10 protein-coding genes, 2 tRNA genes and 3 rRNA genes are annotated in these 16792 nt (G+C 44.7%); 4 read left to right on the forward strand and 11 right to left on the reverse strand.

The features are described from left to right. Position 1: 1 nt before the first annotated feature. Together AX660_RS05300 and AX660_RS05305 are read left to right on the forward strand one after the other, a co-directional pair. A complete protein-coding gene (locus tag AX660_RS05300; protein ID WP_068373567.1) occupies positions 2-2023 on the forward strand; it encodes an acetyl/propionyl/methylcrotonyl-CoA carboxylase subunit alpha in 2022 nt (673 codons plus the stop codon). Further along, a complete protein-coding gene (locus AX660_RS05305) occupies positions 2024-2923 on the forward strand; it encodes a hydroxymethylglutaryl-CoA lyase (RefSeq protein WP_068373570.1) in 900 nt (299 codons plus the stop codon). Between the two features lie 12 nt (positions 2924-2935). Here AX660_RS05305 and AX660_RS05310 read toward each other — a convergent pair whose 3' ends face one another. The 3 genes from AX660_RS05310 to AX660_RS05320 all read right to left on the reverse strand — a co-directional run bounded on the left by AX660_RS05310 (position 2936) and on the right by AX660_RS05320 (position 5038). Beyond that, positions 2936-3355, reverse strand: coding sequence for a hypothetical protein (locus AX660_RS05310; RefSeq protein WP_068373573.1), 420 nt, complete (start codon positions 3353-3355; stop codon positions 2936-2938). Positions 3356-3492: 137 nt separating this feature from the next. Next, complete coding sequence (locus AX660_RS05315; protein ID WP_068373577.1) at positions 3493-4026, reverse strand: SRPBCC family protein; 534 nt, start codon at positions 4024-4026, stop codon at positions 3493-3495. Between the two features lie 70 nt (positions 4027-4096). Next, positions 4097-5038: a helix-turn-helix domain-containing protein gene (locus tag AX660_RS05320; protein WP_068373580.1), complete on the reverse strand. Its 942-nt coding sequence runs from the start codon at positions 5036-5038 to the stop codon at positions 4097-4099. A gap of 226 nt (positions 5039-5264) precedes the next feature. Between AX660_RS05320 and glgC the strand changes: the two genes are divergently transcribed. Beyond that, positions 5265-6527, forward strand: coding sequence for a glucose-1-phosphate adenylyltransferase (gene glgC / locus AX660_RS05325; RefSeq protein ID WP_068373583.1), 1263 nt, complete (start codon positions 5265-5267; stop codon positions 6525-6527). Positions 6528-6574: 47 nt separating this feature from the next. Here the strand turns inward: glgC and AX660_RS05330 are convergent, their stop codons facing one another. Together AX660_RS05330 and AX660_RS05335 are read right to left on the reverse strand one after the other, a co-directional pair. Further along, positions 6575-7375, reverse strand: a complete 801-nt coding sequence (locus AX660_RS05330) for an alpha/beta fold hydrolase (RefSeq protein ID WP_201027416.1) — start codon at positions 7373-7375, stop codon at positions 6575-6577. 29 nt (positions 7376-7404) lie between these two features. After that, positions 7405-8718, reverse strand: a complete 1314-nt coding sequence (locus AX660_RS05335; protein WP_068373588.1) for a spinster family MFS transporter — start codon at positions 8716-8718, stop codon at positions 7405-7407. Between the two features lie 239 nt (positions 8719-8957). Here AX660_RS05335 and AX660_RS05340 point away from each other — a divergent pair, with 239 nt between their 5' ends. Further along, entirely contained in the window at positions 8958-9767 is an 810-nt protein-coding gene (locus AX660_RS05340) for an acyl-CoA thioesterase (RefSeq protein WP_068373591.1), read from the forward strand. A 46-nt stretch (positions 9768-9813) separates the two neighbouring features. On the opposite strand, the gene AX660_RS05345 is transcribed toward AX660_RS05340, so the two are convergent. The 6 genes from AX660_RS05345 to AX660_RS05375 all read right to left on the reverse strand — a co-directional run bounded on the left by AX660_RS05345 (position 9814) and on the right by AX660_RS05375 (position 16573). Then, on the reverse strand, positions 9814-10659 hold the full coding sequence (locus AX660_RS05345; RefSeq protein ID WP_068373594.1) for an HDOD domain-containing protein: 846 nt from the start codon (positions 10657-10659) through the stop codon (positions 9814-9816). 625 nt (positions 10660-11284) lie between these two features. After that, positions 11285-11400: ribosomal RNA gene (gene rrf, locus AX660_RS05355) — 5S ribosomal RNA — on the reverse strand. Positions 11401-11557: 157 nt separating this feature from the next. Beyond that, positions 11558-14432, reverse strand: a 23S ribosomal RNA gene (locus AX660_RS05360). A gap of 349 nt (positions 14433-14781) precedes the next feature. Next, positions 14782-14858: transfer RNA gene (locus AX660_RS05365), tRNA-Ile, on the reverse strand. A 4-nt stretch (positions 14859-14862) separates the two neighbouring features. After that, a tRNA-Ala gene (locus AX660_RS05370) sits at positions 14863-14938 on the reverse strand. Between the two features lie 100 nt (positions 14939-15038). Further along, a 16S ribosomal RNA gene (locus AX660_RS05375) occupies positions 15039-16573 on the reverse strand. The 16S, 23S and 5S rRNA genes sit together here with 2 tRNA genes alongside, the layout of an rRNA operon. Between the last annotated feature and the right edge of the window lie 219 nt (positions 16574-16792).

Genomic DNA, 16792 nt, shown 5'->3' on the forward strand with positions numbered 1-16792 from the left:
TATGATCACTAAATTACTGATTGCCAACCGCGGCGAAATCGCATGCCGAGTGATAAAAACCGCAAAACGCATGGGTATTCGTACTGTTGCGGTTTATTCTGATGCCGACCAAACTGCCTTACATGTCAGACTCGCCGACGAAGCGGTTTATTTGGGTGAATCACCTGCCAAACTCAGTTACTTAAATGCTGCAAAGATCATCACTATCGCCCTTAAAGTCGGTGCTGATGCTATTCATCCGGGTTATGGATTTTTATCTGAAAACGCCAGATTTGCCGGTTTATGTGCGCAAAATAACATTGTCTTTGTAGGGCCACCCATCGGCGCAATTGAAGCCATGGGCTCCAAGTCAGCCGCTAAACATATCATGCAGCAAGCCAATGTCCCTCTGGTACCTGGCTACCATGGCGATGAGCAGTCAGCTGAAATTTTACAAGCAGAGGCGGATAAGATGGGTTATCCGGTCTTGCTCAAAGCGGCAGCGGGCGGTGGTGGTAAAGGTATGCGCCAAGTATGGCAAGCCAGTGAGTTTACTGACGCACTGGATGCCGCCAAACGTGAAGCTATGTCGAGTTTTAACGATGAGCTAATGTTAGTTGAAAAATACCTCACACAGCCACGTCACGTGGAAATTCAGGTGTTTTGTGACAGTCATGGCAATGGGGTGTATTTGTTTGAACGGGATTGTTCAGTCCAACGTCGTCATCAAAAAGTCATTGAAGAAGCCCCTGCCCCAGGCTTAGATGGCAGTTTACGCCAGCAAATGGGCGAAGCAGCACTCACCGCGGCCAAAGCCATAAACTATGTTGGGGCGGGTACGGTAGAATTTTTATTAGATGTAGATGGCAGCTTTTATTTTATGGAGATGAATACCCGCTTGCAGGTCGAACATCCCGTAACGGAGATGATTACTGGGCAGGATTTAGTTGAATGGCAATTAAGAGTGGCTAATGGCGAGCCCTTGCCATTGACCCAACAACAATTGAGCATCAAAGGTCATGCATTTGAAGCGCGTATTTATGCTGAAGATCCTAACAATGAATTTTTACCCTCTACTGGCCGTATTCAACTACTGCAAATGCCGGAAGAATCGGAATATCTAAGAATAGATACCGGCATAGTCGAAGGTGACGACGTCTCGGTTTATTACGACCCTATGTTGGCAAAACTCATTGTATGGGATGAAAACCGCGACAAAGCCTTGAGCAGGATGACCCGCGCACTGAGCGAATTTCATGTTGAAGGGCTCAGTACTAACCTCGAATTTTTATATAATTTAGTAAGCTGCGACGCTTTTAAACAAGCTGACATCGATACAGGTTTTATTGAAAAACACCAGCAGCACTTATTTGTTGATATTCAACCTGAGCTCAGCCGTGTTGTGCCTATGGCCGCCTTGGTATTGATGTTGAAGCAAGATGAACTCGCCCCATCACAACAGAGTGATCCCTTTTCTCCTTGGCAACAAAATAGTGGTTGGCGTGCTAATGAGTTACATCAGCAAACTATTGATATCAACATCAATGGTCAAAACCATCAGGTTAAAGTTAAACGTATCGAACAAGGACGAACAACCCAGTTTGAAGTGCTGTACCAGCAACATAGTTTTATATGTACAGCGAGTTTTGACGGACAACAACTGCTCAGCACGATTAATGGGCACAAAACTCGGATAACAGTGGCAAACAATCACCAAGGATTTTCACTCTTTAGCCCACAAGGCGTAGTGCGTGTAAATGAGATCCGAGCTGACCTTGGCTTAAACGATGAATCAAACCAAGTCGCTAATTTTGCTGCACCGATGAATGGCACTGTGGTGGCAATTTTAGTTGATGCTAATGAAATGGTAGCCGCTGGACAGAGCTTAATCGTGATTGAAGCGATGAAAATGGAACATGCCATTAAAGCCAGTGAAGCTGGAAAAGTCACAGAGTTTTATTATGCAGTAGGTCAACTGGTTGATGGTGGCGCAGAGTTATTGGCATTTAGTCCTCAAACGCCAGCTAAAAAAGAGGCTAACTAAATGCTGCCGTCTCAGGTAAAAATAGTGGAAGTAGGCCCACGTGATGGTCTACAAAATGAGTCACAGATCATCGCTTTAAGTGCCAAGTTACAACTAATTGCTGAACTTGCCAATGCTGGCTTAAAACACATCGAAGCAGGTAGTTTTGTCTCACCAAAATGGGTGCCACAAATGGCCGATAGCCTCACTTTGTTTCAGCAATTAACTAAACAAAGTGGCGTAGTTTATTCTGCGTTAACACCCAATATGCAAGGACTGGAAGCCGCTTTAACTGCAAATGTTGATGAAGTCGCAATCTTTGGTGCGGCCTCAGAAACCTTTTCGCTGCGCAATATCAATTGCTCCATTGCAGAAAGTTTACAACGTTTTGAGCCGGTTATTGAAAAAGCCTCGGCCGCAGGATTAAAAGTCAGAGGCTATGTTTCCTGTGTGCTGGGTTGCCCTTATGAGGGCGAAATTAGCCCAGATAAAGTAGCGCAAGTAACACAACAGATGTTAACTATGGGTTGTTACGAAGTATCTCTCGGCGACACTGTGGGTGTAGGTACTCCTGTAAAAACCGCGCAGTTACTGGAAAAACTGATGAATCACATTTCTGTGGATAAGCTGGCTGTACACTTTCATGATACCTATGGCCAAGCTCTTGCCAATATCCTCATCGCTTTGCAGCATGGTATTAGTGTGATTGATAGTTCGGTGGCTGGCTTGGGCGGCTGCCCTTATGCCAAAGGTGCAGCGGGTAATGTTGCCACCGAAGATGTGATTTACATGCTCAATGGCATGGGTATTGAAACTGGAGTGGATTTAGCCAAACTCGTTAATGCAGGACAACATATCATGGCGCAACTAGGTCGAAGTTCGCAGTCAAAGGTAGCTCAGGCTATGAGTTCCACAAAATAGTAAGGAAGGGTGTTAGCTGTGCACCTTGGTTTGCTGACTGATTTGTTGCACTAACCACCACTTTGCTTGCTCATGTTCATTAAAAAAACGCACAGGTTCTCCGGCATTTTGATAAATCTGAGCTAAGTGAGTTTTGGCAAACTCAGGGGATTGAGATTCAACGACAATAACGGCGGTCGCCACTCGCCCTAACTTTTTTTGACTCTTGATAGTTTTAGATAAGATAGTGGCGGCTTCAGGTACATAAATTGGCTCACCATACAACGTGACTAATACCCCCCATGGCTTACCCAATAATTTTTGAAGAAGCGGAGCGACTGACTTGTCACCTTGAATCACCGACTCTTTGTTCCATGGGCCACGACCTTCAACTACTAATATACTGTCTGTAATATCGAGATTGACTGTCCCGTGGACTGAAAAGCGACTCATCACTTACCCCGTGCATAGTTATTTTCACTATTATCAGCTTAGTATTATAATCACTTTTTACTTAATATTTCATATAATTCAATACATTAATTGCATATGCATGAGTAATTTTTGATGCGCAAAATCTAAAAGCCTATTTACAACGACGCTTCACTTATCATTTTTAAATTATCTAAACCCATTTCAAAATCAGGTCCAAGCATATAATCCATCAAAAAGGCAAAATAATGATTGATAGGATTCATGCCCACATCACCATAATCCATCCACTGTACTTCTGTACCTCCTTCGACTTGCTTAAGCAAAAACTCGCCGGTTGAAGGATTTGGCATTTCGGGAAAGCTTAGGGAATAAATCAATCGGCGATTATCCTCAAGAGCAATAATGGTCATTTCACCATTGCCTTGAGTTGCACTAGTCCAACGCGAAGTCATACCAATCTGCCCGTCATCACCTGAATATTCGATACTCATATTAGGATCACGTTTAAACCACACACCCCAATCCTGCCATTTTTTTAAGTCAGCTAAATGAGGAAATATTTTAGCTGAAGGCGCACTGATAACAATTGAACGTTGTACCTTATAATCTGAGGGTAAAAGAAAACCAATCACTACTAAACCCAATAGGATTGCTGCCACTAATACCAATGCTTTTTTTAAGCTCGCCATGACTCTGTCCTCAAATAGTCAAAATCCACTCTTCGTTAACATCTCATTAACGCACAGCTTATTGATTTACTCAAGTTTGACGACTGAACTGCCGTTGATACTGGCTAGGGGCTATGCCCACATATTTATTAAAATTAAAACGTAAGGTAATCCCACTGTCGAAACCTACTTTTGCCGCCAGTTGTTCAATATTCAGTTGTTCAGTTTCTAACAACTGTTTAGCCAGATTAATCCTCTGTTGGTTCAACCATACTTTAGGGCTGGTGCCTAAAGCCTCTCTAAAACGTCGATCAAAACTACGTCGAGACATATTCGCCTTACGCGCCAATTCATCAACCTCTAACGCCATATGCAGATGGTTTATCGCCCAATCCAAAGTCGCAGCAAAAATCCCCCCTTGTTTAGCTATCGGTGTCTCAATATATTGGGCTTGCCCACCACTACGATGAGGAGATATTACTAAACGCCGAGCAACTTGATTGGCAATAACATGACCGAAATCTTGACGAATGACCTCTAAACCTAAATCCAGTGCCGCTGCACTGCCGGCCGAACAGCTTATATTGCCATCCTGAGTGTAAAGTACATCCTCGACAAAATTAACTTGGCTAAATCGTTGGCGAAACAACTCGGCATAACGCCAATGAGTGGTTGCGAGTTTACCTTGTAAGAGGCCAAGCTGTGCGAGTAAAAACGCGCCAGAACAAAAACTGATGATGCGTTTACCTTGTGCAGAAAAAGCGCTAATTTCACAGGCAAGTCTAGCGTTAACATGTTTAGTTTGTGTGCGCCAACCAGGTATAACCAATAGGTCATAATCGTTCAGACTGTGGACTTGGCGTGCAATAATTTGCAGGGCACCAGTAGCATGTAATGAACCGGACTCAAATGTAACTACCTCGCTCTGGTACCAGTTGTTATATTCTGGTCTAGATAAAGCAAATAATTCTAGTGCGCAAGAAAACTCAAACATCGCCAGTTGATCATAGGCAAGGATTGCCACTTTTAGCATGTGTTACTCCTGCTTGTTAATTACTTATTACAAATTGTAAAACAATTTACATTGATGGTCTGACAACTAACGTTATTTGAATCTGCCGACGAATTATACTGTCAATTAAAATTAATTTAGGCTAGTGTTTCGTTTACCGCGGTCACAAAATAACGTTAAGCAGTTAGAATTTTTTGTAGCTAAAAGAATCAGTTAATTGATGACATTTTAAAATGGAGTTCGTCATATGGTAGAAAAACCGTCTCGTTATATCAGTAACTTAACTCGTGATACTTATGCGCTTATTCTGGCCGGAGGTAGAGGCTCAAGATTATATGAACTCACTAACTGGCGCGCCAAACCCGCCTTATATTTTGGTGGTAAATTCCGCATTATCGATTTCCCTTTATCTAACTGTGTTAATTCCGGGATTCGCCGGATTGGGGTAGTCACCCAGTACAAATCTCACTCTTTGATCCGCCACCTGGTTAGAGGTTGGGGACATTTCAAAAAAGAATTAGGCGAATCAGTAGAGATATTGCCAGCGTCACAACGTTTTTCTGATAACTGGTACGAAGGCACAGCCGACGCAGTGTTTCAGAACATCGACATTATTCGAGATGAAGTACCAAAATACGTTATGGTGCTCTCTGGAGACCATATTTATCGTATGGATTACGGCAGTTTAATTGCCAAACATGCAGAGTCTGGCGCTAAAATGACAGTTAGCTGCATGCCAGTCCCCATTGAAGAAGCTGCCGGACAATTTGGTGTTATGTCGGTGGATGAAAATTATAAGATCATCGGTTTTGAAGAAAAACCAGCTCACCCTACACCGCTGCCTAATGATCCCACTAAGTGTTTAGCCTCTATGGGTAACTATGTATTTGATACCGACTTTTTATTTGAGCAATTAAAAAAGGACGCGGAAAAGTCTGGCTCCGAACGTGATTTTGGCAAAGACATCATTCCTTCGATTATCAAAGACCATCCGGTTTACGCATTCCCTTTTACCAACGATGGTGACTCGCAAGCTTATTGGCGTGACGTTGGAACTTTAGATTCATTCTGGCAAGCAAATATGGAACTTGTTGCCCCAGTTCCAGCATTAAATCTTTACGATAAAAAATGGCCTATTTGGACTTATCAGGAACAATTACCGCCAGCTAAATTTGTGTGGGAAGAGGACAACCGCCGCGGCACAGCGATTAATTCTGTAGTGTCGGGAGGCTGTATTATTTCGGGTGCTACAGTGCGACGTAGTATTTGTTTTTCAAACGTCAGAGTGCATTCTTATAGCGAAGTAGAAGACTCGGTATTATTGCCCGATGTGGAAGTCATGCGTAATTGCCGAATTCGCAAAGCAATTGTTGATCGTGGTTGTGTGGTGCCTGAAGGTACTGTGATTGGGCACAGTAAAGCCGATGATGTTGCACGGGGTTTTAGAGTAACCGATAAAGGCGTCGTACTGGTGACTCGCGAAATGCTCGGTCTACCTGTAGGCTACTAAAAGCCACGCTCCCATCCTAAAAAGGTTGCTTTTAGCAACCTTTTTTATTAATTAATACTCTCCCACTCACCAATTTTTTGTTTGATTAAATTCGCGACATCATTAGGTTTTTCAAGTGGAAACATATGGCCGCAATCCGCTACCATCAAATGTTCAATCTGGGTATTTTTAACAAAGTGATTTAAATTAGATGGCACACAAACTTGGCTATTTTCTGCTGTAATCAGACAACTAGGTACTTGCATACGGCCATAATATTGATGAATATTATCCGGCACATTGCGAAATATTTCGGTTTCAACTGCGGCATCAAAGCTTAATACCTGACGGCCATCCTTAATGGTTGTCGCGGCCTTTACATAATCAGCGATACATTCTGCTTGAAAGTTTTTGAATAAACCTTTTGTGTTAAAATACTCCACCAAATTGCTGTCTAAGGGCCAAGACTGACAGCGCACTGCCGATTTACCGGCAGGTGACACTTTATCAATTAATGGGCTGAATTTGGCCAGTTTAAATAACCAACTCGCGAGACCCGAAGCAATTGGTGGATCTAACATGATCACACCTTTAAACAACTGAGGTGCTTCACAAGCCGCCATGTAAGACACTAATGCGCCCATTGAATGACCTACCGCATAAATAGGCTTTTTTACGAAATGTTGCAGGTACTCTAATAATTCTTCCACCAAGTTCGCCAAATTTTTATTTACCGGAAAACGGGGATTATGACCAAATTGACTCAGTGCAAATATTTCAAATTCAGAAGGTAAAGCACTAAACAACTGCTGGTAGCTTGCAGCCGGGAAACCATTAGCATGGGCAAAATGCACAGCCACTTTTTTCATATCAGACAAACTATCATCCTTTAGATAATTCAGGCGTTTCGAGCTTCTGCCGCATCCCAGTCGCGAGGTATCTGCCGAGCAGTCCAGAAAAACGCCAGTATCGACAGTGCATAAGGCACTGCCAACCATGATAATGACAAACGAAGAGCTTGAATTTGGCCATACTCATCCGTTAATGCTTGGCTTAAAACCCCTATAAAAGTGGGGCCGCCTCCTAAAGCAATGATATTTAACACAAAGAAAAACAAAGCAGTAGACATGGCCCTTACTTTTATCGGTGCAAGTGTTTGAGCCAAGGCAAACGAAGGTCCTAAATAGGTACCACTAGTAACTAATAAAAGGGCTAACAATGCGATTGAAGTATTTAGTGAGCCGACATGCAACGAAATGTAATAAGCCGGAGCGCCTATCAACATAGCAAAACCAGGCACGAGTCCGTAAGCGCCTCGATTGGTTTTACCCCATTTATCTACCAGTACACCACCTAACCAGACTCCACCGGCATAGGCAGTACCATTAATAATACCGATAGTAATCAATAAGGAGGTTACATCCAAACCAGCGTGTGCGCGTACATAAAAATCGATCATCCATGTCGAAACCGCATAATTACCAAAAGAGCCAAAAGATATGGCTAAGCACATGCCCCACCAACTTTTAATACTCAGTAGCGTTTTAATTGACGCCCATGATTTAGCCTGTCCCGCTTGCGACTGCATATTGCCACTGCGCACGGGTTCGCGTACGGTAAATTTCAATAAAATAGCCAGCAACACACCAGGTAAACCAACAGCTATCATCACAATACGCCAGTCGGCACTACCACCTTTAAGAAAAAATGCTGAAGCAAAAAATGCCAGCATGATGCCAAAAGGAATGCCTAGAGAATATATTGACAGAGCACCCGCCCTTTTTTCTTTGGGAAATAAATCAGAAATAATCGAATGTGAAGGAGGGCTGCCGCCAGCCTCACCTATACCAACTCCTATGCGAGCGATGGCAAGTTGAGTGAAGTTAGTGGCCATTCCAGATAAAGCCGTAAAACCACTCCACAAGGTAAGCGAAATACCAATGATGTTGACCCGATTGTAACGATCGGCTAACCATGCAAGAGGAATACCCAACACGGTATATAGCAAGGCAAAATAAATCCCCTTGAGCCAACCCAACTGGGCATCATCCAAACCTAAATCCGCTTTAATAAACGGCGACAAAATACCGATAATTTGTCTATCAATGAAATTGAAGGCATACACCAATGTCAGTATAAACAATACATAATTTCGATAAGCGTTAGACTCGGTTTTTGCAGTGGTTGGTTCTACTACTCTGGGATGTTCCATCGTATTGCCTCTGAGTTATTACCGACACAGATAAGTACCGATTGATGCTTATGGTATGTCTTTAACTTGCTAAAAAACAAGCAACTTTGTTAATTTTTTGTAACTATAACAAGCAGTTATACCTGCTTATAATGCTAGTCAATAGCCGTTAATTAACTCGTCTTGTTCAAACCACCTTACTGGACAGACCTGTCAATTAACTGCTATAACAAGTCAAATTGATTGATAACGACACTCTAATGCACATAGATTTACTTTTTGATATGGTTAAAGAACAGCTTAGTACTGGGCAAAATAGCGCAACCTTGAGTGTGCCTGACACTTGGGCACAAGGACGAACGATCTACGGTGGCATTTCCGCTTCTTTAGTTTATAGCGCCATGCGTCAGTTGCTTACACCTGAAAAACAACTTAGAACACTTAATACCAGTTTTATCGGACCGATTGAGCCCGACGTACCTTTTGTTATTAATATTGAATTATTAAGAGAAGGAAAAAACACCTCACAACTACAAGGACAAATAGTGCAGCATGGCAAAGTGTGCTTAGCGACACTAGCCAGCTTTGGAATAAACAGAACGTCTAAAGTCAACATCGCTAATCAACAAAGCCACGCCATGGCATTGCCAACTAAAGCTAGTTTTATGCCCATGATCCCCAAGATCACGCCACGTTTTATGCGGCATATCGAAATAGCCAAAAATGTAGGAGGCTGGCCATTTACTGGCAGTAAAACAAGTGAGCTTCACGGCTGGATGCGATTAAAAAAATCCCCAAGAACCCTTACAGATGCCCATTTAGTTGCTTTAATTGATGTATGGCCTCCGACAGTATTGCAGACATTACGTTGGCCTGCGCCTGCCAGCACCATGAGCTGGAATTTGGAGTTTATTTATCCCCATCATGATTTTAAAGCAGATGACTGGTTTGCTTATCAAGCCTCAACACGCCATGCCTCAGATGGTTATGCCAATACCGAGGCGGATATTTGGGATGCTAGAGGACGATTAATCGCGATAAGCCGACAAAGTGTTACCGTATTCGATTAGTAGATGATAACGTTAGGGCTGCCTTTGTTTGCCCTAACCAAATAACTCAATACATTGAAAAAGACGACGGACTAAATAAAGCTAAAGCACTGATTAACTGTAAGTTTGTGAAATCTAATGCATTATCAATCTGTTCTAAATCTAAACCTAAAGATTCATAATGTTGGCTCTCAAGCCCCTCTTTGGCGGAATAAAACTCTTTAAAAACATTATTTACTGAAAGCAAGTAACTCAGTTGCAAGATCTGATCTTCACGACTTAAAGCCGTTGCTATATCCACATGAACTCGCTTAATTGGTTGATATATTTCTACTGGTAAGCCCCACAGCGTCATCAATTCAGCCGAAATATCTGCATAACTAAACTTAAGGTTGGCCAACTCCAACGTTAAGGGCTTAGTATCCGCATCAATCTTGGCACAAGCACGTGCAACGTCAGGATTAAGTTTAACCATCACTAACTCACCTAAATTGTGGAGCAACCCGCAAACAAAGAGTCGCTCCGGCTCTTTAATACCCAATTCTTCTGCAAAATATTTAGCAAGCAAGCCACAACTCACCCCTCGTTCCCAAAAGCGTTCTAAATCTATTACATCAGGCTCTATGCTTTTAAACGCATTGGCTACGCCATAAGCCAATACAAGATCATAAACAGACCTCGTACCAATGACTTGGATAGCTTTACTGACAGTAGTGATGGTATTAGGAAATTTATACAATGCACTGTTCGAAATCTTTAATACCTGAGCCATGATGGCAGGATCATAGTTAATAATTTCGGCAATTTCATACATCGAGGCAGTTTCATCATCGATTAACTGCTTAATTTTTACTACCGCTTCAGGTAGAACAAAAATATCATCGGCATTAATGGCATATTCTTTGGCATTCATCAATTATTGTGCTCGGTTTATAAACTCACCAAAGTGTAAACTAAGATTAATAAACACGCATAAAAAAACTTAGAAGAACTAAGAAAAACTAATTGAAACAAGTAAATAGCACTCTGAATAAACAGAAAATCTAATTATTTAATAAAACTCCTGTTTTAATTAACTCCATGTACGCACATTAGATTTATTTTATAACCGATCCCAAACTCACTATCAATATGTGCTCGCGGGATTGGTTGGTGATTCACCATTAAGATGGGATGGTATAATTGGGAGCCTGGCGGTCGACTGCAGGGATGCAGGAGGTAGGGCGAAGCAGGATGCCAGAGCCGAGTGCTACTCTCACATGGGGGTAAGCGAGGTTGTTTTAGGAACGCAGCCCGAGCGCACGACTCGCATGGATGCGAGGCTGGAGGCAGCTACAGGGAAGTATGACACCCAGATGATTTACGAGAATCTGTATTGTATAACACTTTATGGGTATGGTTCCCCTTTGGGATTTGCTCTGCGCGGCAGCGCTTAGAATGAAGTCACCTTAAACAAGTTCAATAAAGGCCTGTTGTTTTGCGACCATTAGAAACGAAAAAAGCCCCTCATAATCATGAAGGGCTTAATCTAATTGGGAGCCTGGCGGTGTGCTACTCTCACATGGGGAGACCCCACACTACCATCGCCGCTAATGCGTTTCACTTCTGAGTTCGGAATGGGATCAGGTGGTACCGCATCGCTATGGCCGCCAGGCATAAACTGGTTACAATTTCGAAAGCTGATGCACTTGCGTGCGGTAATCGAGGCTAAGAAGCACTTAGTCTTACTCTGTCTGTCTTAATACTTGTCTACATACTCGTCAATTTACGCTACACATCTTATGTGCAGCAGAAACTTATTTGGGCGTTGTATGGTTAAGTCTCACGGGCAATTAGTACAGGTTAGCTTAATGCCTTACGACACTTCCACACCCTGCCTATCAACGTCGTAGTCTTCAACAACCCTTTAGGACAATTAAATTGCCAGGGATGACTCATCTTGGGGCTCGCTTCCCGCTTAGATGCTTTCAGCGGTTATCGATTCCGAACGTAGCTACCGGGCAATGCCATTGGCATGACAACCCGAACACCAGCGGTTCGTCCACTCCGGTCCTCTCGTACTAGGAGCAGCTCCCCTCAATCATCCAACGCCCACACCAGATAGGGACCGAACTGTCTCACGACGTTCTAAACCCAGCTCGCGTACCACTTTAAATGGCGAACAGCCATACCCTTGGGACCGACTTCAGCCCCAGGATGTGATGAGCCGACATCGAGGTGCCAAACACCGCCGTCGATATGAACTCTTGGGCGGTATCAGCCTGTTATCCCCGGAGTACCTTTTATCCGTTGAGCGATGGCCCTTCCATTCAGAACCACCGGATCACTATGACCTACTTTCGTACCTGCTCGACGTGTCTGTCTCGCAGTTAAGCTGGCTTATGCCATTGCACTAACCTCCTGATGTCCGACCAGGATTAGCCAACCTTCGTGCTCCTCCGTTACGCTTTGGGAGGAGACCGCCCCAGTCAAACTACCCACCAGACACTGTCCACAATCCCGATAAGGGACCAATGTTAGAACATCAAACCTACAAGGGTGGTATTTCAAGGACGACTCCAACAAGACTGGCGTCTCATCTTCAATGTCTCCCACCTATCCTACACATGTAGGGTCAATGTTCAGTGCCAAGCTATAGTAAAGGTTCACGGGGTCTTTCCGTCTAGGTGCGGGTACACAGCATCTTCACTGCGATTTCAATTTCACTGAGTCTCGGGTGGAGACAGCGTGGCCATGATTACGCCATTCGTGCAGGTCGGAACTTACCCGACAAGGAATTTCGCTACCTTAGGACCGTTATAGTTACGGCCGCCGTTTACCGGGGCTTCGATCAAGAGCTTCGCTTGCGCTAACCCCATCAATTAACCTTCCGGCACCGGGCAGGCGTCACACCGTATACGTCATCTTTCGATTTAGCACAGTGCTGTGTTTTTAATAAACAGTTCCAGCCACCTTTTCACTGCGGCCGCCCATCGCTTAGGACGTAAAGTCCATCACAATAAGCGGCGTACCTTCTCCCGAAGTTACGGTACGATTTTGCCGAGTTCCTTCACCCGAGTTCTCTCAAGCGCCTTAGTATTCTCTACCTGACCACCTGTGTCGGTTTGGGGTACGGTTCATATATTCATAAGTTTAGAGGCTTTTCCTGGAAGCAGAGTATTTGCAACTTCGTCACCGTAGTGACTCGTCTCATGTCTCGGCCTTAGCAACCCGGATTTACCTAAGTCGCCAGCCTACGCATTTTCACCTGGACAACCAACGCCAGGCTTGCATAACTTTCTCCGTCCCCCCATCACTGAATATATAAGTACAGAAATATTAATCTGTTTCCCATCGACTACGCATTTCTGCCTCGCCTTAGGGGCCGACTTACCCTGCCCTGATTAGCATGGGACAGGAAACCTTGGTCTTCCGGCGTGGGGGTTTTTCACCCCCATTATCGTTACTCATGTCAGCATTCGCACTTGTGATATGTCCAGCAAACCTCTCGGTTCACCTTCAGCCACTTACACAACGCTCCCCTACCACTCATCCTAAGATGAATCCGCAGCTTCGGTGCATAGTTTAGCCCCGTTACATCTTCCGCGCAGGCCGACTCGACTAGTGAGCTATTACGCTTTCTTTAAAGGGTGGCTGCTTCTAAGCCAACCTCCTAGCTGTCTTAGCCTTCCCACATCGTTTCCCACTTAACTATGACTTTGGGACCTTAGCTGGCGGTCTGGGTTGTTTCCCTCTTCACGACGGACGTTAGCACCCGCCGTGTGTCTCCCGGATAGTACTCACAGGTATTCGGAGTTTGCAAAGGGTTGGTAAGTCGGGATGACCCCCTAGCCTTAACAGTGCTCTACCCCCTGTGGTATTCGTCCGAGGCGCTACCTAAATAGCTTTCGGGGAGAACCAGCTATCTCCCGGTTTGATTGGCCTTTCACCCCCAGCCACAAGTCATCCGCTAATTTTTCAACATTAGTCGGTTCGGTCCTCCAGTTGATGTTACTCAACCTTCAACCTGCCCATGGCTAGATCACCGGGTTTCGGGTCTATACCTAGCAACTCAACGCGCAGTTAACACTCGCTTTCGCTACGGCTCCCCTATTCGGTTAACCTTGCTACTAAATATAAGTCGCTGACCCATTATACAAAAGGTACGCAGTCACAGAACAAGTCTGCTCCTACTGCTTGTACGTATACGGTTTCAGGTTCTATTTCACTCCCCTCACTGGGGTTCTTTTCGCCTTTCCCTCACGGTACTGGTTCACTATCGGTCAGTTAGGAGTATTTAGCCTTGGAGGATGGTCCCCCCATCTTCAGTCAAGATAACACGTGTCCCGACCTACTTAATATGGCATCTATGGTTCTTCACATACGGGACTATCACCCTGTATCGTCAAGCTTTCCAGCTTGTTCTGCTAACCCATAAACACTCGGCTGTTCCCCGTTCGCTCGCCGCTACTAGGGGAATCTCAATTGATTTCTTTTCCTAAGGGTACTTAGATGTTTCAGTTCCCCTCGTTAGCTTCATTAACCTATGTATTCAGTTAATGATAATCCCTAAGGATTGGGTTCCCCCATTCGGATATCTGTGGATCAAAGCATTTTGTCGGCTCCCCACAGCTTTTCGCAGACTTACACGTCCTTCATCGCCTCTAACTGCCTAGGCATCCACCGTATACGCTTAGTCACTTAACCATACAACCCCAAATAACCTTCTTTTATTTGACGTACACACTCTCAACATAGACCTAAGCCTAAATTGCATTTGTGCTCTGCATGCGTGACAAGTACTAATCTTTGTCAGATAGAGTAAGTTCTTTCGAGCTTCTCTTATTTGTTTCGATTACTTTTTTATCAGCTTTCCAAATTGTTAAAGAACATTTAAGGTTTAAAAAACCTTAATCAATTCGCACTACTTAAATACGTATTGATTAAGGCTACTTAATCTTGTTACCGAGAGTCTTAATCTTTTCTAATCAAGGCATGTAGTGAGGACGTTTAGCCTGCTAAACGACGAACTACATAACGCAGAGTAGAAGAGATTTGGTAGGCTTGGGCAGACTTGAACTGCCGACCTCACCCTTATCAGGGGTGCGCTCTAACCACCTGAGCTACAAGCCTAAATTGGTGGAGCTAAGCAGGATCGAACTGCTGACCTCCTGCGTGCAAGGCAGGCGCTCTCCCAGCTGAGCTATAGCCCCTTCTTATGCCTGCGGCATTTAGAAACGGTCTCTCGGTTCTTTTACTAATAACAAGTCAATCTGTGTGAACACTCAACGAAACAAATGTTCGCCGTAATAGTAAGGAGGTGATCCAACCCCAGGTTCCCCTAGGGTTACCTTGTTACGACTTCACCCCAGTCATGAATCACAAAGTGGTAACCGTCCTCCCGAAGGTTAGACTAGCTACTTCTTTTGCAACCCACTCCCATGGTGTGACGGGCGGTGTGTACAAGGCCCGGGAACGTATTCACCGCAACATTCTGATTTGCGATTACTAGCGATTCCGACTTCACGGAGTCGAGTTGCAGACTCCGATCCGGACTACGACGCGCTTTAAGGGATCCGCTTGACATCGCTGTTTCGCTTCCCTCTGTACGCGCCATTGTAGCACGTGTGTAGCCCTACTCGTAAGGGCCATGATGACTTGACGTCGTCCCCACCTTCCTCCGGTTTGTCACCGGCAGTCTCCTTAGAGTGCCCAACTTAAGGCTGGCAACTAAGGACAAGGGTTGCGCTCGTTGCGGGACTTAACCCAACATCTCACGACACGAGCTGACGACAGCCATGCAGCACCTGTATCTCAATTCCCGAAGGCACCAATGCATCTCTGCAAAGTTTTGAGTATGTCAAGAGTAGGTAAGGTTCTTCGCGTTGCATCGAATTAAACCACATGCTCCACCGCTTGTGCGGGCCCCCGTCAATTCATTTGAGTTTTAACCTTGCGGCCGTACTCCCCAGGCGGTCTACTTATCGCGTTAGCTCCGCTACTCACGAATTAAATTCACAAACAGCTAGTAGACATCGTTTACGGTGTGGACTACCAGGGTATCTAATCCTGTTCGCTACCCACACTTTCGCACATGAGCGTCAGTCTTTGGCCAGGGAGTCGCCTTCGCCACTGATGTTCCTCCAGATATCTACGCATTTCACCGCTACACCTGGAATTCCACTCCCCTCTCCAAGACTCTAGCCTGCCAGTTCTAAATGCAATTCCCAGGTTGAGCCCGGGGCTTTCACATCTAGCTTAACAAACCGCCTGCGTGCGCTTTACGCCCAGTAATTCCGATTAACGCTCGGACCCTCCGTATTACCGCGGCTGCTGGCACGGAGTTAGCCGGTCCTTCTTCTGTTGCTAACGTCACATCTGATGGGTATTAACCACCAAACTTTCCTCACAACTGAAAGTGCTTTACAACCCGAAGGCCTTCTTCACACACGCGGCATGGCTGCATCAGGGTTGCCCCCATTGTGCAATATTCCCCACTGCTGCCTCCCGTAGGAGTCTGGACCGTGTCTCAGTTCCAGTGTGGCTGATCTTCCTCTCAGAACAGCTAGAGATCGTCGCCTTGGTGAGCCTTTACCTCACCAACAAGCTAATCTCGCTTAGGCCACTCTCTGCGCGTGAGCCGAAGCCCACTTTGGTCCGTAGACATCATGCGGTATTAGCTATCGTTTCCAATAGTTATCCCCCACGCAAAGGCATGTTCCTAAGCATTACTCACCCGTCCGCCACTCGTCACCCAAAGAGCAAGCTCTTCTGTGCTACCGTTCGACTTGCATGTGTTAGGCCTGCCGCCAGCGTTCAATCTGAGCCATGATCAAACTCTTCAATTAAATATAACTAAATCATGAATTTTTTTGGTGAACACTCATCTCGTGAATGTCCACACAGATTGTCTTGTTATTAATTGTTAAAGAACATGCCATATAGGCTGCTTCCGTAGAAGCGTGCTTTAGATGATGTCCGAAGACCCTCTTAAGCGGGACGCGCATATTACGCTATCCGGTTTCGTTGTCAACAAAGTTTTTAAAATAAATTTTAAACCCTTTCTC

It is taken from the genome of Paraglaciecola hydrolytica (assembly GCF_001565895.1).
Classification (GTDB): domain Bacteria; phylum Pseudomonadota; class Gammaproteobacteria; order Enterobacterales; family Alteromonadaceae; genus Paraglaciecola; species Paraglaciecola hydrolytica.